General features: G+C 57.1%; 18 protein-coding genes. 10 read left to right on the top strand and 8 right to left on the bottom strand.

Going from position 1 to position 16,051, the window contains the following annotated elements; translation table 11 throughout:
* Window positions 1-34 precede the first annotated feature (34 nt).
* From CR254_RS07155 to miaA, 6 genes are all read left to right on the top strand, one after another.
* Window positions 35-955: an AEC family transporter gene (locus CR254_RS07155; RefSeq protein WP_097929163.1), complete on the top strand. Its 921-nt coding sequence runs from the start codon at window positions 35-37 to the stop codon at window positions 953-955.
* Window positions 955-1,776 carry a PfkB family carbohydrate kinase gene (locus CR254_RS07150; RefSeq protein ID WP_145996711.1) on the top strand — a complete coding sequence of 274 codons (822 nt, stop codon included), beginning with the start codon at window positions 955-957 and terminating at the stop codon, window positions 1,774-1,776. Before CR254_RS07155 ends, CR254_RS07150 begins: the two co-directional genes overlap by 1 nt.
* Complete coding sequence (locus CR254_RS07145) at window positions 1,773-2,678, top strand: pseudouridine-5'-phosphate glycosidase (RefSeq protein ID WP_097929161.1); 906 nt, start codon at window positions 1,773-1,775, stop codon at window positions 2,676-2,678. Before CR254_RS07150 ends, CR254_RS07145 begins: the two co-directional genes overlap by 4 nt.
* Window positions 2,679-2,763: 85 nt before the next feature.
* A complete protein-coding gene (gene modB, locus CR254_RS07140; protein WP_342744472.1) occupies window positions 2,764-3,459 on the top strand; it encodes a molybdate ABC transporter permease subunit in 696 nt (231 codons plus the stop codon).
* Window positions 3,456-4,049 (top strand): ATP-binding cassette domain-containing protein, encoded by a 594-nt coding sequence (locus CR254_RS07135; protein ID WP_180955917.1) that lies wholly within the window; start codon window positions 3,456-3,458, stop codon window positions 4,047-4,049. The genes modB and CR254_RS07135 overlap by 4 nt, the downstream gene beginning before the upstream one ends.
* Window positions 4,046-4,939, top strand: coding sequence for a tRNA (adenosine(37)-N6)-dimethylallyltransferase MiaA (gene miaA / locus CR254_RS07130; RefSeq protein WP_097929158.1), 894 nt, complete (start codon window positions 4,046-4,048; stop codon window positions 4,937-4,939). Before CR254_RS07135 ends, miaA begins: the two co-directional genes overlap by 4 nt.
* Here miaA and CR254_RS07125 read toward each other — a convergent pair.
* Window positions 4,936-5,817 (bottom strand): MBL fold metallo-hydrolase, encoded by an 882-nt coding sequence (locus tag CR254_RS07125; protein WP_097929157.1) that lies wholly within the window; start codon window positions 5,815-5,817, stop codon window positions 4,936-4,938. The genes miaA and CR254_RS07125 overlap by 4 nt on opposite strands.
* A 78-nt stretch (window positions 5,818-5,895) precedes the next feature.
* Here CR254_RS07125 and CR254_RS07120 point away from each other — a divergent pair, with 78 nt between their 5' ends.
* Window positions 5,896-7,200, top strand: a complete 1,305-nt coding sequence (locus tag CR254_RS07120) for an ATP-binding protein (protein ID WP_219617993.1) — start codon at window positions 5,896-5,898, stop codon at window positions 7,198-7,200.
* Here the strand turns inward: CR254_RS07120 and CR254_RS07115 are convergent.
* The 4 genes from CR254_RS07115 to CR254_RS07100 all read right to left on the bottom strand — a co-directional run bounded on the left by CR254_RS07115 (window position 7,171) and on the right by CR254_RS07100 (window position 10,246).
* Entirely contained in the window at window positions 7,171-8,286 is a 1,116-nt protein-coding gene (locus CR254_RS07115) for a sensor histidine kinase (protein ID WP_180955916.1), read from the bottom strand. The two genes, CR254_RS07120 and CR254_RS07115, sit on opposite strands and share 30 nt — an antisense overlap.
* Window positions 8,287-8,447: 161 nt before the next feature.
* Window positions 8,448-9,062 carry a protein-methionine-sulfoxide reductase heme-binding subunit MsrQ gene (locus tag CR254_RS07110; RefSeq protein ID WP_097929154.1) on the bottom strand — a complete coding sequence of 205 codons (615 nt, stop codon included), beginning with the start codon at window positions 9,060-9,062 and terminating at the stop codon, window positions 8,448-8,450.
* A gap of 14 nt (window positions 9,063-9,076) precedes the next feature.
* Complete coding sequence (locus tag CR254_RS07105; RefSeq protein ID WP_097929153.1) at window positions 9,077-9,922, bottom strand: NAD(P)H-binding protein; 846 nt, start codon at window positions 9,920-9,922, stop codon at window positions 9,077-9,079.
* A gap of 45 nt (window positions 9,923-9,967) precedes the next feature.
* Window positions 9,968-10,246 (bottom strand): DUF2218 domain-containing protein, encoded by a 279-nt coding sequence (locus tag CR254_RS07100; RefSeq protein WP_097929152.1) that lies wholly within the window; start codon window positions 10,244-10,246, stop codon window positions 9,968-9,970.
* Between the two features lie 94 nt (window positions 10,247-10,340).
* On the opposite strand from CR254_RS07100, the gene CR254_RS07095 reads away from it, so the two are divergent.
* From CR254_RS07095 to CR254_RS07085, 3 genes are all read left to right on the top strand, one after another.
* Window positions 10,341-11,234: a LysR family transcriptional regulator gene (locus CR254_RS07095; RefSeq protein WP_097929151.1), complete on the top strand. Its 894-nt coding sequence runs from the start codon at window positions 10,341-10,343 to the stop codon at window positions 11,232-11,234.
* Between the two features lie 606 nt (window positions 11,235-11,840).
* Entirely contained in the window at window positions 11,841-12,872 is a 1,032-nt protein-coding gene (gene curA, locus CR254_RS07090; RefSeq protein WP_097929150.1) for an NADPH-dependent curcumin/dihydrocurcumin reductase, read from the top strand.
* 25 nt (window positions 12,873-12,897) lie between these two features.
* A complete protein-coding gene (locus CR254_RS07085) occupies window positions 12,898-13,572 on the top strand; it encodes a type 1 glutamine amidotransferase domain-containing protein (protein ID WP_097929149.1) in 675 nt (224 codons plus the stop codon).
* 244 nt (window positions 13,573-13,816) lie between these two features.
* On the opposite strand, the gene CR254_RS07080 is transcribed toward CR254_RS07085, so the two are convergent.
* Genes CR254_RS07080 through CR254_RS07070 form a run of 3 tightly spaced genes read right to left on the bottom strand, consistent with a single transcriptional unit; the run spans window position 13,817 to window position 16,035 of the window.
* A complete protein-coding gene (locus CR254_RS07080; RefSeq protein ID WP_097929148.1) occupies window positions 13,817-14,998 on the bottom strand; it encodes an acetate/propionate family kinase in 1,182 nt (393 codons plus the stop codon).
* A gap of 34 nt (window positions 14,999-15,032) precedes the next feature.
* Window positions 15,033-15,302 carry a hypothetical protein gene (locus tag CR254_RS07075; RefSeq protein WP_097929147.1) on the bottom strand — a complete coding sequence of 90 codons (270 nt, stop codon included), beginning with the start codon at window positions 15,300-15,302 and terminating at the stop codon, window positions 15,033-15,035.
* Between the two features lie 25 nt (window positions 15,303-15,327).
* The gene (locus CR254_RS07070) at window positions 15,328-16,035 is read right to left on the bottom strand and encodes an HpcH/HpaI aldolase family protein (protein WP_097929146.1); all 708 of its coding nucleotides are present in this window, start codon (window positions 16,033-16,035) and stop codon (window positions 15,328-15,330) included.
* Window positions 16,036-16,051: the final 16 nt, after the last annotated feature.

Genomic DNA, 16,051 nt, shown 5'->3' with positions numbered 1-16,051 from the left:
AACCTGAGCCGTCCCGTTTTCACCGCAGGTGCCAATGCTCCCCATTTTCCTCAAGACCTTACCCTTCTTTTTGTTGATCGGGCTGGGCTTTGCCTCCGCTGCGACGAAGTTCTTCTCACGCGAGGCGGCGGTTGCGTTAACGAAATTTGTGTTCTGGTTTGCGCTTAGCGCGATGCTGTTCAATTTCACAGCCACACTAGAATTCAGCGACATCGCGAATGTGCCATTTCTGCTTTGCTATCTGTCCGCATCTATAATCGTTTACGTGATTGCGACGGCTGTATCGCTAATGCGGGGCAATACGGCATCCGTCGCCGCGATCGAGGCGCAATGCGCGGTTATCGGCAATGTCGGCTTTCTAGGTATCCCCATGCTGGTTGGTCTGTTCGGCGAACGGGCCGCAGCGCCGGTTCTGATGGTGCTGAGCGTTGATCTGTTGATCTTTGGCAGTCTGGTTGTGGCTGTGATTACCGGCAGTCGGGGCAAGTTGGAGCCCGCAATCGTGCTGACCATCGGCAAGGGGTTGCTGACCAATCCAATGGTGATGTCGATCACCGCCGGCCTGTTGTGGTCACTGGCAGACCTGCCAGTGCCGCTGCCAATGGGGGAGTTCATGTCGATCCTCGGCGCCGCAGCCACGCCCGCTGCGCTGTTTGCCATCGGGGCCAGCCTTGCCGGAAAATCAGCGGAACGACCCAGCGTTGCGCTGTGGTTATCCTCGCTGAAACTTGCCCTGCACCCGTTGCTGGTGGCGATCTTTGCGTTGTACATCTACGATCTGGATCCATTCCTTGCCTCTATGATGATTGCAGCCGCCGCTATGCCGGTTGCCGGCAACATCTACATCATCGCGCAGCATTACGAGGTTGCGCCCCAACGAGCATCGACCGCCATTTTGTTTTCCACTGTTATATCCGTCATCACTCTCACCGCAGTTCTAGGGTGGGTCGGCTGATGTTGCTCTGCGCTGGTTCTGCCCATTGGGATATTATCGCCCGTGCCGATACGTGTGTGCGCTTGGGCGATGACGTGCCCGGCCTTGTTGAGCGTCGCCCCGGTGGCGTTGCGGGCAATATCGCACGGCAGCTCGCCCGATTGGGGCATCCCGTCGCCCTAACCGCCTGTATCGGAGAGGACGAGGACGGCATCCTGTTGCGCGAATTGCTTGCTGAGCGGGGAATCGACATCTCCATGCTGCATCGCTGTGCCAAGACCGATCTGTATATCGCCATTGAGCAGAATGACGGTGATCTGGTCGCCGCCATCGCCGATACGGTCGCGTTGACCAAGGGCGCGGCAGAGGTCGTCGCAACAGTAAACGCATTCAATGGCCCCGCTGTGGTGGATGGAAACCTACCGCCCGGGGCGCTGGTCACGCTAACCAACCCAAACCTGTTTCTAGTTCCCGCCAGCCCTGCCCGCGCAATCGGCATTGGCCCCTTATTAGCGCAGGGTGCAGCCCCATTGGTGAACCGCGCTGAGGCAGCGGCGCTGACCGGACATGATGCGGATAGCGCCGATTTGGCCAAGCGGTTGATCGCAAAGGGCGCGCGCCTCGCGCTTGTCACGGATGGGGCGCGGCCTGCGACCCTTGCCACGGTGGATGAGGTCGTGACCTTAACGCCAGCGCGGGTGCGTGTCGCCAGTGTTACTGGTGCTGGTGACGCGACGGTTGCGGGCTTTTTACATGCGCATCTGGCTGGCGCTTCGCCATCTGACGCGTTAGAAGCCGCGCTCGCCGCCGCGGCGACTCATTTGCAAGGACCAACCACATGACCCTGCCCCTGATTTACTCCGCCGAAGTTTCTGCTGCCCTTGCGGCTGGCAAACCAATTGTGGCGCTTGAATCCACGATCATCACCCACGGCATGCCATGGCCGCAAAACCGCGACACGGCATTGGCTGTTGAGGCAACCGTGCGTGAGGGCGGCGCAACCCCCGCCACCATCGCGATCATCGACCATAAAATCTGCATCGGACTGGAGCCTGAGACGCTGGACGAATTGGCCCAGGCCAAGGACGTGATGAAACTGTCCCGTGCCGACCTCGCCGCCGCGCTGGCCATTGGTGCCACAGGTGCGACGACAGTTGCCGCGACGATGATCTGCGCGCATCTGGCGGGCATCCACGTCTTTGCGACCGGCGGCATTGGCGGCGTGCATCGTGGGGCGGAAAGCACCTTCGATATTTCCGCTGACCTGCGCGAACTGTCCGAAACCCCCGTGACCGTCGTTGCGGCAGGCGCGAAGGCCATTCTGGACGTTCCCAAGACGCTGGAAGTCCTCGAAACCCTTGGCGTTCCGGTTATCGGCTATCGCACGGATACATTGCCGGCGTTCTGGTCCTCGCAATCCGCGCATCCGATTCCATTGCGGATGGAGGATGCCTCACAGATCGCAGCGGCGCAGCGTCTGCGCACGGAACTCGGCCTGCCCGGTGGCCAGTTGATCGCCAACCCGATCCCCGCCGACGCCGAAATCCCGCAGGCCGTGATCAACCCGATCATCGAGCAAGCATTGGCCGAGGCGGAGGAACAAGGCATCGCGGCAAAGGCTGTCACGCCTTTCCTGTTGCAACGTATCTTTGAGCTGACCGACGGCACTTCGCTGACCGCCAACATTGCGCTGGTCCACAATAATGCGCGTCTCGCCGCAGCCATCGCGTGCGAGCTTTCCTAATCGACACCCCTGCCGCGGATCACCTGTGGTGGGGGTTAACATCTGATCGCTGGACCGCAGCGCCGCGTCGCGCTAGGCCGGAATGATGACTTTATCTCCAGCAGAATGGCAGGCATTTGGCCTATCGCTACAGGTCGCGGCCTTTGCGACCTTGTTCGGGCTGCCGCTTGCCTATTTCGCGGCGTGGACCCTGTCGCGTAGGCAGTTTTGGGGCAAGGGGCTGGTCAAAGCCATCATCCAACTACCTCTGGTACTGCCCCCCGTGGTTGTGGGCTATCTGCTGCTGCAAATCTTTGGCCGAAACGGGGCCGTTGGGGGCCCGCTGGCGACATTGGGCATTAGCATTCCGTTCACCACATTGGCCGCCGGCATTGCCGCAGGCGTTATGGCCTTTCCGCTGATGGTCCGCGCCTGCCGCCTGTCAATTGAGGCGCTGGACCCGAAGCTAGAGGATGCCGCCCGCATTCATGGCGCAGGGCCGGTGCGGCGGTTTCTTACCCTGTCCCTGCCGCTCTCCATGCCGGGCCTACTGGCCGGCGCAACACTGGGGTTCGCTCGCGGATTTGGAGAGTTCGGGGCGACCATCGTGTTCGCCGCCAACATTCCGGGGGAAACCCGCACGCTGCCCATCGCGATCTATTCAGCACTGCAATCGCCCAGCGGTGACGCAGCTGCGGCGCGCATGGTGACGGTATCAGTTATCGCTGCACTCTCCGCCTTTTTGCTGAGCGAATGGCTGGAGCGGCGCACACGTTCACGTCTGTCAGGGCGTTCCAAATGAGCATGCTACAGGTCAAGGCGCAGATCGAGCGCAATGGATACACCCTCGCCCTCGATTTCGCATCTGATGCGCAGATTACGATGCTACAGGGCCCATCCGGTGCAGGAAAGACGCTGACATTGCACCTGATCGCAGGGCTTCTTAGCGCTCCAAATGCGCAGGTCATTCTGGATGGTTGCGATCTATCCGCTGTGCCTGCGCAGGATCGAGGCTTCTCCATGGCGTTTCAGGAGCCACGGCTGTTTCCGCATCTCAGCGTTCGGCGCAACATCCTATATGCGCGGCGGAACAAGGGCGCCCTGCCCGCATTGGCCCAAGCACTCGACATCACTGAGTTGCTGGACCGTCGCCCCGCTGATCTGTCCGGCGGTCAGGCGCAGCGGGTTTCGCTGGCACGGGCATTGCTGGCTGACAGTGCGTTAACCCTGCTGGATGAGCCATTTACCGGCCTCGATATTGCACGGCGTGACGCGGTGATTTCACTGCTGGCAAACAGTAATCGGCGCGTTGTGTTGGTAAGCCACGATCCGGATGATGCTATCCGTCTCAACGCCAAAATCGTACATGTTTCCAATGGGGTTGCGCGATGAAACCGATCTTGATCGCGGGCCCAACAGCCTCGGGCAAATCCGCCCTTGCGCTTGCACTCGCTGCGCGAACCGGTGCCAGCATTATCAACGCCGATGCCCTGCAAGTTTACGCAAACTGGCGCGTTTTAACCGCTCGCCCTGATGCCGAGGAAGAGACGCACGCGCCGCACCTGCTATATGGCCACGTTGCAACCAATACGGATTATTCCACAGGCCAGTGGCTCCGCGAAATTCGTGACCTACTGGCCGTGACACCCCGCGCGATAATCGTTGGCGGTACTGGGCTGAATTTCACAGCGTTAACGCAAGGGTTGGCAGATATCCCGCCCACCCCACCAGAAATCCGTGCCGAGGCGGATGCCCTAGGCCCCGCCGCTTTACATGCCGAGCTGTCCACGGCAGACCCTGAAACCTTTGCCAAGATCGACACGGCCAACCCCATGCGCATCCAACGGGCATGGGAAGTGCTGAGGACCACCGGCCGCGGGCTAACGGCGTGGCACGCGCTGACGCCCCCCCCTTTGGTGCCCCGTGATACTGCGGCCGCAATTGTGTTGAAGCCGGATATCCCGTGGCTGAACGACCGGATCGAACGCCGGTTTGATCAGATGCTATCACTCGGCGCGCTGGATGAGGCACGGTCAGCACTGCCCGATTGGCAACCGCAACGGCCCTCGTCCAAGGCGATTGGCGCACCCGAATTGATCGCCCACCTGCGCGGTGAGATGTCGCTTGAGGATGCCCGCTCCAGCGCCATTATCGCCAGTCGGCAATATGCGAAACGGCAACGAACCTGGTTCCGTAACCGTATGAAGGATTGGACGAATATACCGTTCGATCAGAACACGAATATCGATGAAATCGCAGGCTCAATAGCGGAACGCGCCTAACGCGACCACTCCACATCCGCAGCTGGCAAGCCGTCGCAACGGACCAAACCGCGTCCATGCAGATCAATCAAATGCGCAAACACATTTCGAGCTGCGGCTGGCAACAGGGCTGGGTTAACCTCAGTGTAGATTGCTGCGGTTAGAGCATCGATACGGTTCGGGCCAGCGGCCAGCGCAGCTAGGATTTGCGCCTCGCGCCCCTCACGATGGGCAATCATTTCCGCAACTCGTGCCTCTGCATCCAACACAGGTTCGCCGTGTCCGGGGTGCAGGACATAGCCCTCACACCGCCCCTGCATAGCTCGCAGCGACGCCATAAAGGATGTCAGATCCCCATCCGGCGGTGATACCAGCGTGGTCGCCCATTGCATGATGTGATCACCAGAAAACCCCGCGCGTCCCTCATGCCACATAAAGCACAAGTGGTTCGCCATATGACCGGGGGTGTGCCATGCCTCAACCGCCCAGTCGGCGCCATTCAGCACCTCACCATCGCTCAGGGTTTCATCGGGCATAAAGCTGGCATCAACGCCCTCACCTCCGCCCAGATGTGCGCCAGCCTCGGCCAGTGCAATCATCGCGTCACTGCGCCCTGCCGTCGCCCCGCCGAAGCCATATAGCGGCACGCCCAGATCATCCGCCATCGTGCGCGCCAGTGGGGTGTGGTCCAAATGAGAATGCGTCACGAGGATATGCGAAATCCGCTCACCTGCATCCAAAGCAGCCATAATCGCAGCACGGTGCACCGCCAAATCCGGACCCGGATCGATCAGAGCAACATCGCCAGTTCCCAGCAGATAGGTTTGCGTTCCCATATAAGTCATTGGTCCGCCATTCGGGGCCGTGATCCGCCGCACATTATCCTGAACTTGCTGCATGGTGCCTCCCCGCTTGCACGCGCCACAGGGAAACCCTACCCCTGTTATATGATTAGTTTCAAATGGCTCAAACGCTGGATGCCGCGCAACCTGTTTTCGCGGGCTTTGCTGATCCTGTTCGTTCCCGTTGTGGGCATTCAGGTGGTTTCTGCGTCGGTATTTTTATCCCGACATGTTGACGGCGTGACGCAGCAAATGGCGCGCTCCGTTGGGGCGGAGCTTAATTACGCCGTATCATTGTTGGAGCAGTTGGACGATAGATCTGCGCGGGAACAACAGCTTGAAACAGTTAGCGGCCTGTTGGACCTCACGCTCTTTCTGGACGAGACACAGTTTAGCACCGGCGCGCAACTGGGCCTTTTCGATATCTCCGGCCGTGCTGCATATGATGTGTTGAGCATGAGCATTGAGCGACCAATCCACCTAGACACAACATCGCTGGATAAAATTATGATTGTTCAGGTCCGCTCGGATGTCGGAACGTTAACCGCGTTCCTCCCCAGTCGCAGGATAGTCGCCTCGAACCCGCATTTGCTGCTGACGTGGACGGTGCTCGCATCAGCTGTTTTAGCCACGATTTCCTCGCTGTTTTTGCGCAACCAAATTCGGCCAATCCGTGATCTTGCCCTCGTTTCCGAAGCATTTGGCAAAGGTCGCTCCGAGATCTTTCGTCCCCGCGGTGCTGAGGAAGTGCGCCGCGCCGGTAGCGCCTTTCTAGCCATGCGCACACGGTTGGAGCGCCAGATTGAGCAGCGCACATCGATGCTATCCGGCGTTAGTCATGATTTACGCACCCCCCTGACCCGACTGCGCCTTGGGCTCAGCCTTGCCGAACCGGGGCCTGATACAGATGCGATGGTTGAGGACGTCACGGAGATGGAACGGATGCTGGACGGCTTCCTCGCCTTTGCGCGGGGCGAAGGAATGGAGGAAACCAAAGCCACCGATCCCGCAAAAATCGCGCGCACTATGGTCACCAATCTGCGCCGTGATGGTGCCCGCGTGACCCTGTTGATGGAATCCGAAACGCCAGATGACCCTACCGTTGATCTGCGCCCCGTCGCCGTATCACGCGCGCTGCAAAACCTGCTGACCAACGCAACGCGATACGGCGATCGCGTTCGCCTATCGATGCGCATGACCCGCGTTAGTCTGGAATATGTGGTTGAGGATGACGGACCCGGCATTCCTGAGGATCAGCGGGAACTGGCCCTGCGCCCGTTTTCACGACTGGATGAGGCCCGCAACCAAAACGCTGGTGGCTCGGTCGGGTTGGGCCTGTCCATCGCGGCTGATGTTGCACGTACGCATGGCGGTGCCTTGCGCCTTGAAAAATCAAATGACCTTGGTGGTTTACGCGCCGTTCTTCGCATTCCTCGGTGACGTTTCAACTGCGGTATCCTGAGACGTGACGATTAGCGAAACCGCCGGAATGGTAAGTGTCAGGCGCAGCCCCTCTGGCCGCATATCCTGCTCAAACGCGGCATCCAGCATCCGCGCAGCCTGAGCCAGCAACACAGTTCCGAACCCGTCTAACCCTGTTTTCGGATGCAGCCGCTGCGCGTATTCGGGAACAGTTTCGCGCCAATCCATCACCAAATCGCCCCCATTCTGATGCAATAGCGTGATCTGTAAATGCGCGCTGTCATCACTCAGCCCGCCATATTTCGTGGCGTTGGTTGTCAGCTCGTACATCATCATTGCAAGACTGGCCGCCTTTTGCGCGCTGATTGACGCATCGGTATCTAGGTCCAATTGCGGCCTTTGCCCCTGCCACGGCTCCAGCGCTGTGCGAACAAGATCGGCCACTCGCACGATACCGCCGGACGAACCTTGGCCACTTGGCATGCTGAGCGAATGCGCCTTTCCCAGAGCAAACAATTGCCCGCGCAACAGGTTCATCATCTCAGTCGGAGTTTCGCAGCGCCGCGCGGCCATTCCGGTCAATGCACCAATCGTGGCAAAGGTATTTTTAAGCCGATGTTCCATTTCGGAAGCCATCGTTTTGAGCGCCTGCTGTTGTTCCTTTTGCTCGGAAATATCCCAGTTTACGCCAAGCATTCTGATCGCATTGCCCTGCGCATCCCGCTCCGTTATACGCCCGCGGCCACCGACCCAACGCAGCTGACCGTCCGGCAGAATAATCCGCCATTCCATCTGGTAATCGACATCATCGGTAATCGTGCGGTTGATGGCTGCGTCAATCCGGCTGACATCATCAGGGTGAATTACGGAAAGGAAGGCATCAATACTGTGAACGGACCGACCGAGTGGCAGGCCGAAGACCTTCTCCAGATGTGCGCCACAATGGACGACACCCTCAGGAATGTCCCATTCGACACAGGCCATATCACCGGCCATTAGGGCCAGCTCAGCCCGCTCTGAATCGGCAGCACGCTCCGCCGTTGCGCTATCAACCTGCGCATAGGGTGCGCGCGATTTATTCGCATCGAGGGTCGAGCTGCTCATTACCATTCTCCTCAGGTGATTAAGGATACGCCTCCAAAGATTGGCACGACAATGGGAAGTTGCCTAGCATTTTAGGCAAGCCACTTTAGCTAAACAAAATAATTGGAGTTTATGCATCGTTCACCACGAAAATTGAGCAATCCAACATGTACACTCATTGCTCAAAACGCTGTCGACTGCCGTATATCCCGGCGACGTCGAAATGCCTGTATGCGCAACACCTGCAACACTACCAACGGGCCGAAATGCACCAATGCAGGTGCAATCCCACCCCAGTCGTGCAATGCCGCCCAGTGGACTAGGGTTAACACAGCAGCGGCGTATATGAACTGCTGCAAAGCCTTCCATCGGCGGCCCAGCCTTCGCACCCAATTGTCGGTCGACGTTATGGCCAACGGTACGAAGATCAGAAATGCGAGCCAGCCTGTCCAGATATAGAGTTTAGAAAGCTCGCCACCGGTGACTGCAACGCTACCCATATCGATCAGATATAGAGCCGTATGCAGCGCGGCATAGCCAAACGCGGCAACACCCAGATATCGACGACGCTTCATCAACCAACGTGGACCACGCCACTGTTTGAGCATTACCACCAGCGGCGTTACCATCATCGCGATAATCATAAACCGTGCCGCAAACTCCCCCGTTGGATGCAGCAAGCTATGGATCGCATTTGGATCACCGGAGGACAGCCCAATCGCCATCGGAACCGCAGGCAAGCAAAGGATGGCCCAAAAGGTGTAGGGATGGTTCAAAACAGCTTTTAAGAAATTCATCTTTTTGGCCCTGCCTAGTTTTTTAACGTGGAAAAATAGGCATCCCAGCTTTGATGTGGACGCCCCATAACTGCCTCGAAATCACTTTCCTTCTCATAAATTCCAAGGCGGATGCCCTCGTAAATTCCACCGATGATTGGTCCGATGAAATCACCTAGATCAGCCGAACGATCTGCAATGAACGCATCGGATGTCATTTCACGATAGGTAAGGGAGGTGCCGAAAGTTGCATTCAGATATTGCGCCAACTGTGCCTGCGTTATGGGTGTGCCGTACAGGTTAACTGTGCGGCCATCATACTGATCCGTGGTTAATAGCCGAGCATATGCCTCGGCCAATTCCGAGCGGGTCGTGTACCCGCATTTTCCCGAACCGGCGCTATTCGCAATCTCACCCCGAGCTTTGTAACCCTCAAGATATTCGATATCAGGCTCAATATAGATCCCGTTGCGACCAATCACGTAGTCGAGGCCTGAGTCACGCACATCTTGCTCAGTCTGCCGATTGCTTTGCACAACCGCGGAAAAGGCAGTGCCCTTCTCGACGCCGTGAATGCTCGTATAGACAATCTTGCGCACGCCAACGGACTTAGCGGCGTCGATTACATTACGATGCTGCTGAATGCGCGCATCTGGTGTGTCCATCCCCGAAACAAGTAGAACCGTATCGGTACCGGCAAGTGACGCACGCAATTGCTGCGGCTGATTGTAATCGCCACCACGTATTTCGATGCCGAGTTCCGGTGCGTTTTGTGGCGTTCGCGCTAGGCCGATAACTGTCCCACCATTTGGCATGGCAGTTAGTTTGCGCACGATTTCGGCACCCAACTGACCGGATGCTGCGGTTACGGCAATCGTCATGCCAAATCTCCTCGTGTTAGAAGTCAGCAAGCCGTCTGTAATTGCCTATTGCCAACTGACATGTGGCCTTTCGCGAAAGGCAAAGCGGTCAATGTGATTGCTCATCACCCGTTGCCCTAGGCACATCTCTGCATCGTATTCTGCGGTTAGAACGACATCCAACACCGCATCACTTGCCGTTAATTTACATTGGCAAAAGGGGAATGTGATCTGCCCCCTGTCGCCATCGAATTGCACCTGAACCCTTTGCTCAAAATGCTTACAAAGCTGCATGAGGTAGGTATTGGCACGGGTGCTATTAACTCTTGTGGTACGCATAATCATAGCTGTCACCTTTTTACTAACCCCATAAATAGACAGTTATATTTTTCTGGATTACCCTGATTTTCGCGAAATCATAGTTACAAGGATTAGAAAGATGGTTGATGACTACCGCAGCCTCGCCGTCTTTGTGGCAATAGCTGATACCGGTAGCTTGAGCGCGGCAGGCCGTAAGTTGAAGCTGTCGACATCCGTCATCAGCCACCACCTGTCCCGGCTCGAGGAACGTCAGGGCGTGACCCTATTTTTTCGTTCAACCCGATCAATGTCCTTAACCCCCGAGGGGCGCCACGCATTAGAGCCCGCACGCCGGATGGTTACCGCTGCCGAGGAGGCGCTGGACGCAATCAATGTTGGCAGCGGTCAGCCGGTTGGCGCCCTGCACATCACGATGCCGGCCTTTGGTGAGCAGAGTAATTTGCACTCATCCCTGTGGAAGTTCGTGAAAAAGCACCCGATGGTAGCAATCACGGTGCACAGCAGCGACGCGCAGGTTGATCTGGTGAAGGAGGGAATTGACCTCGCCATACGCTTAGGCGCATTGCGCAGCAGCACCCTGAAAAGCCGTCGTATCGCTGACTTCAACAAGGTTCTCGTTGCCTCTCCAGATTATCTGAACGACCGTGCGCCAGTCAAAACAGTCGCAGATCTGGTGGAAAATGATTTCATCGCCGTGACGCAAATTCCCTCTAGCATCACGTTACAGCGCGACGGCGAAACGTTTACCTTTGAGCCAACAAATACACGGGTCGAGGTAACTGCGATCAACGCGGCTATGGCCGCGGTTGTTGCCGGCCTTGGGATTTGGCACCCACCTCTTGGCGAAGTGCAGCGCGAATTGGCTCAGGGCCGCTTGGTTCAAGTCCTGCCCGAGTGGAGCCTGCCCTCGATGGGCATCTATGCAGTCTGGCCCGATGTCGGGCCGCAAAAGGCGCTAACCCGACGGTTGATTGAGCATTTTTTGGAGTGCCGCAGCGATTTGATGCTGTGACACGGCGCTCACTTTGCTCAGTTGAAAACCGTGATGGCGGCAGGCTGATCCTGGCGTCCTGCGATGAGGGTGCCGCCTCAAAACCGGATTGCACAATTAGAGTTAAATTCGCTCAATCACTACGGCGCTGCTACCCACTACAATCCCATCTGCATCGGCAGCGGCGGGTACAATGTTGAGACATATAATGAAGCAAATCACTATATAAGAGAGGGACTTAAGAACCTGATACACGGGCTGCAACATTATTATCACCTCACTTAAAGCCTACAAAATGCAACAACAGACTTTTCGGAAAATCGGGCGAAAGGCCCAATTTGGCGAATCGAAATTACGTCGCTGCAAATATATTTTTACGCCGCGTCACAACATCTGTCGGCAGCACGTGTGGACAGTTTTCGGAACTGTTGGAGTATGCCGCTATCCAGATGGATAGGTTGCGAGCTAACACATCAATACAACTGCAAGGAATCGACGCAGCTGCACAGGTGCTTGCCATGCGGACCCTGCTTTCGGCCAATTGCCCTGACGCAACGTCGTACAGGCTTGCGCACTGCGGTCTGAACCCACACCTCTAGCGATACCATATTTTAGAGGACCATTTTCATGACCCAATCCAACAGCGAAAATCGCAAATTTGTTCTGGCTGAGCGACCTGTCGGCGTGCCAACAGACAGCACATTGCGTCTGGAAACGGAGGGCGTGCCAGTCCCCGCTGCGGGCCAGATGTTGTTGCGAAACGAATTCCTATCCCTCGACCCCTATATGCGCGGTAGGATGAGCGACGCACCATCCTATGCCGCACCGGTTGAGGTTGGCGAGGTGATGATCGGCGGCACCGTGGCGCAGGTTATCAGTTCGGATGTGGCGGGATTTGAGGAAGGTGATTGGGTCGTCGCATTCGGTGGCTGGCAGGATTATGCGCTATCTGACGGCACGGGCGTGATAAATATGGGGAAGTCCCCTGAAAACCCGTCATGGGCGCTGGGTGTATTTGGCATGCCGGGCCTGACAGCTTGGGCCGGTTTGACCAAAATCGGTCAACCAAAGGCAGGTGAAACACTTGTTGTAGCAGGTGCAAGCGGGCCTGTTGGCGCGACTGTCGGACAGATCGGTAAAATCCTCGGTTTGCGCGTTGTGGGCATTGCCGGCGGACCGGAAAAATGCCGTCATGTCGTCGAGACTTTAGGCTTTGATGACTGCATCGATTACAAGGCAGACGGCTTCCCCGAGGCATTATCCAACGCAGCCCCCGACGGCATCGATATCTACTTCGAGAATGTCGGCGGCGCTGTATTCGATGCGGTGCTCCCCTTGCTGAACCCATCCGCGCGAATTCCGGTGTGTGGGCTGATCTCGCAATATAACGCGACCTCCCTTCCCGATGGCCCCGACCGGATGAACCTGCTGCTGGGTGCAATCTTGCGCAAGCGTCTGACAGTGCGTGGCTTTATCGTCTTTGATGATTTCGGCCAGTACTATCCTGAATTTTCGGCGCAAATGGGTGACTGGGTCGCGCAAGGCCTGATCCAATATCGCGAGGAAGTGATTGTCGGATTGGAACAAGCCCCGTCCGCATTTGTTGGCCTGCTGCAAGGCGAAGCATTCGGCAAGCGCGTTATTAAGCTAAACGATTGATTTTAAATTTAGATTGGAAATCACTATGAAAATTCTTATGGTACTCACATCGCATGACCAACTTGGCAACACCGGCAATAAGACCGGCTTTTGGTTAGAGGAATTTGCGGCTCCCTATTACGTCTTCCTTGATGCCGGAGCTGAGATCACGCTTGCCTCACCCAAGGGCGGCCAGCCGCCAATCGACCCGTCCAGCGATGCAGATGATGCACAGACCGAGGCAACCAAGCGGTTCAAATCCGACGATGCCGCGCAGGCCCACCTTGCCGACACCAAGATTCTGTCCACGGTGGATGCTGATGGATTTGATGCGATCTTCTATCCGGGCGGTCATGGCCCCCTATGGGATTTGGCCGAGGATACAAACAGCATCGCGTTGATTGAGGCATTTTCCGCGAATAACCGCCCTGTCGGCGCGGTGTGTCACGCCCCTGCCGTGTTCAAACACCCTAAGGGAGCGGACGGCAAACCACTTGTATCCGGTCGCACCGTAACCGGCTTCACCAATTCCGAGGAAGAGGCCGTTGGTCTAACCAACATCGTTCCATTCCTGGTTGAGGATATGCTGCAAGCCAATGGCGGCAACTACCAAAAGAGCGATGACTGGGCATCTTTTGTCGTGACAGACGGCAAGCTGGTTACAGGTCAGAATCCCGCCTCGTCCGAAGAGGCGGCTGCCAAGCTACTCGCCTTGCTTTGAATAATAGATGGGGTGGCCTGTGGATCACCCCATCTACACCTCCAGACCCTAAATAGCCCAGCGTCGCTTACCGGCATCGTATCTTTTGGAAGGTAAGTCACAAACGCTGGGATTACATAGGGTTCGGGAATATAACCGTCACTCTCATCAAATGCCGAACGCAAAATGTGGACGCTGACACCTATCGACGGTGTAAATTCAGCCCTTGCGTATAAGTGGCTCCAATTTCCCGTTTATGACGTCATCATTGAAGTAGATCATAGGTTGCGCGCGCTATCACCAGATCCTCATTGGTCGGGATGGTTAGCGCAGTGACCTTGGCGTCCGGTAGCGAGATTTGAGTTGCCCCCGCTGCGTTCGCTTGTTCATCCAGCGTAACGCCCAGCCACTCCAGACGTGTACAAATGCCGCGTCGGATATCCGCTGCATTCTCGCCAATACCACCTGTGAAAACGATGGCATCCAATCCACCCAGCGCCACAGCCAGAGAGGCGCATTCGCTGGCCGCGCGATAGCAAAACAGATCAACCGCCTCAACAGCATGGGGGTGGGTATTTCCATCCAGATCCTGCATATTACTGCTAATGCCGGACACGCCCAGCAGGCCGGATTCCTGATATAACAACTGCTGGATATCGTCCGCGCTGTATCCCTTCTGCTGCATCAGATGCAGGATGATGCCGGCATCGATTGTGCCGCTGCGCTGCCCCATCATCAGGCCATGTAATGCGGTGAAGCCCATGGTCGTCGCAACGCTGCGCCCGTGATGGATGCCGCACATGCTGGCACCATTGCCCAGATGCGCAACAACAACCCGCCCATCTGCACCTGCGCCCAGATAGTCGGGCAGCACGCTGGAAATATAGTCATAGGACAGGCCGTGAAATCCGTAGCTGACCAGCCCTTCATCCATCAATGCGCGCGGGATCGGGTACAGCTGGTTCAGGCGTGGTTGGCTGCGGTGATAGGCCGTATCAAAGCACGCGACTTGCGGTATGTCGGGGTTGCACGTTGAAACCGCTCGCATCGCGGCAATGCTAAAGGGTTGGTGCAAAGGGGCCAGCGGGATCAAATCCTGCAACTGGCTCAGCACCTCAGCCGTGATGATAACTGGTATGCTAAACACGCTGCCACCATGCACAACACGATGCCCGACCGCGGTGATTTCACCCAGTGCATCCTGCGCCATCAGCCAGTCCAGCAGCAGCGCGGCCATTTCCTCATGACTTGCCGTCAGGATGGCTTCAGCCAACGGATCTGTGTTAACATCGCCGGATAACATTCCGGAAACCTTAATTTTTGGCGCTGACCTGCTATCAGATATTTGCCCGCTAAGTTGGGGTCTTTGTTCAGGATTGACCGCATCGTATAGCGCAAATTTGATGCTGGAGGAGCCTACGTTGAGGATTAGGAATTGTGCGCTCATTGGGCTCTCCGATCATTAAATACGCAATAAGCGCCTACTGCAAACGCGCCGCGCGCCCGCCGCGACGCCGCAGCTCAGGTACAGATTTCTGACCCTCACGCAGAACCGTGGTCATCGGGTGATCCGGCTGCGCGTCGGCAAACCGATTTGCCAAACGCTGCAACTTTGCTTGCATATCCGGCCCTGCCTCACCCAATGCCCAGTCAAAAAAGATCGAGCGGCAGTCCTCGATCTGGATCTCCATATTATACGCCTCGGCAATCAGGCCGCGCGGATCGTCAGGTGTCGCATGGTGCAGGGGCATTGGGATTTCCTTAATCAGTAGGCAGCTATTTGACAGCTGCCAGCGCCGCATCAAGATGCGTTGTCAGGCTGGCAACATCGCTGCCGATGGAGATATCCGTGATCCCGACATCGTGCAAACTGGTCACCGTGCCCGCAGGGAACATAACCGAGCCGGACCGCTTGCCATGTGCAGCGGCCGCGCGGGCAACCTCGCGTGCGCCGTCCAGAACCTTGGGCGAATCCTTGGGCAGACCTGTGGCAGCGGCGAAATCTGATGGGCCGAAGAATAGCATGTGTACGCCGTCAATTGCCGCAATTTCCTCGGCTTGCGACAGGGCTGTCTGGTGCTCGATCTGGATGATCAGTTCCGCACCGCCGGTATATTCATCGGCACGACGGCCCCAATCTGCGGCGCGGATGATGACCTGCGCCTCACCCCGTTTTCCCCGAGGGCCGTAGTGGAACCATTGCGCGGCCTGCTCGGCCTGCTGGGCGTCGGCGATATTGGGAACCATGACGCCATGCGCGCCCGTATCCAGCGCGCGCTTCATCCAGCCCTCGGTCAGTTCGGGAATGCGAATGATGCCCTTCGCGCCCGTTGCCTTGATCGCCATCAGCATGGTGCTGGCAGTTTCTATCCCGATTGGCCCATGTTCCAAATCAATGACGACCCAGTCGAACCCGGTCTGCGCGACAATTTCAGCCACATGCGGGCTGGGCAGGTCGAGCCAACATCCAAAGCGATTATCCATGATTGTTCCCTCGTGT

Source organism: Pontivivens marinum (assembly GCF_900231835.1).
Lineage (GTDB): Bacteria > Pseudomonadota > Alphaproteobacteria > Rhodobacterales > Rhodobacteraceae > Pontivivens > Pontivivens marinum.
The sequence above is the reverse complement of the archived record's forward strand: the minus strand, read 5'-3'. Positions and strand labels throughout refer to the sequence as shown.

Coding starts and splice junctions, on each gene's coding strand:
- miaA (WP_097929158.1), top strand. CDS start 4,046: ATGAAACCGATCTTGATCGCGGGCCCAACAGCCTCGGGCAAATCCGCC.
- curA (WP_097929150.1), top strand. CDS start 11,841: ATGACCCAATCCAACAGCGAAAATCGCAAATTTGTTCTGGCTGAGCGA.
- CR254_RS07080 (WP_097929148.1), bottom strand. CDS start 14,998: ATGAGCGCACAATTCCTAATCCTCAACGTAGGCTCCTCCAGCATCAAA.
- CR254_RS07070 (WP_097929146.1), bottom strand. CDS start 16,035: ATGGATAATCGCTTTGGATGTTGGCTCGACCTGCCCAGCCCGCATGTG.
- CR254_RS07095 (WP_097929151.1), top strand. CDS start 10,341: ATGGTTGATGACTACCGCAGCCTCGCCGTCTTTGTGGCAATAGCTGAT.
- CR254_RS07125 (WP_097929157.1), bottom strand. CDS start 5,817: ATGCAGCAAGTTCAGGATAATGTGCGGCGGATCACGGCCCCGAATGGC.
- CR254_RS07075 (WP_097929147.1), bottom strand. CDS start 15,302: ATGCCCCTGCACCATGCGACACCTGACGATCCGCGCGGCCTGATTGCC.
- modB (WP_342744472.1), top strand. CDS start 2,764: ATGACTTTATCTCCAGCAGAATGGCAGGCATTTGGCCTATCGCTACAG.
- CR254_RS07120 (WP_219617993.1), top strand. CDS start 5,896: ATGCCGCGCAACCTGTTTTCGCGGGCTTTGCTGATCCTGTTCGTTCCC.
- CR254_RS07145 (WP_097929161.1), top strand. CDS start 1,773: ATGACCCTGCCCCTGATTTACTCCGCCGAAGTTTCTGCTGCCCTTGCG.
- CR254_RS07085 (WP_097929149.1), top strand. CDS start 12,898: ATGAAAATTCTTATGGTACTCACATCGCATGACCAACTTGGCAACACC.
- CR254_RS07105 (WP_097929153.1), bottom strand. CDS start 9,922: ATGACGATTGCCGTAACCGCAGCATCCGGTCAGTTGGGTGCCGAAATC.
- CR254_RS07100 (WP_097929152.1), bottom strand. CDS start 10,246: ATGATTATGCGTACCACAAGAGTTAATAGCACCCGTGCCAATACCTAC.
- CR254_RS07110 (WP_097929154.1), bottom strand. CDS start 9,062: ATGAATTTCTTAAAAGCTGTTTTGAACCATCCCTACACCTTTTGGGCC.
- CR254_RS07150 (WP_145996711.1), top strand. CDS start 955: ATGTTGCTCTGCGCTGGTTCTGCCCATTGGGATATTATCGCCCGTGCC.
- CR254_RS07155 (WP_097929163.1), top strand. CDS start 35: ATGCTCCCCATTTTCCTCAAGACCTTACCCTTCTTTTTGTTGATCGGG.
- CR254_RS07115 (WP_180955916.1), bottom strand. CDS start 8,286: ATGAGCAGCTCGACCCTCGATGCGAATAAATCGCGCGCACCCTATGCG.
- CR254_RS07135 (WP_180955917.1), top strand. CDS start 3,456: ATGAGCATGCTACAGGTCAAGGCGCAGATCGAGCGCAATGGATACACC.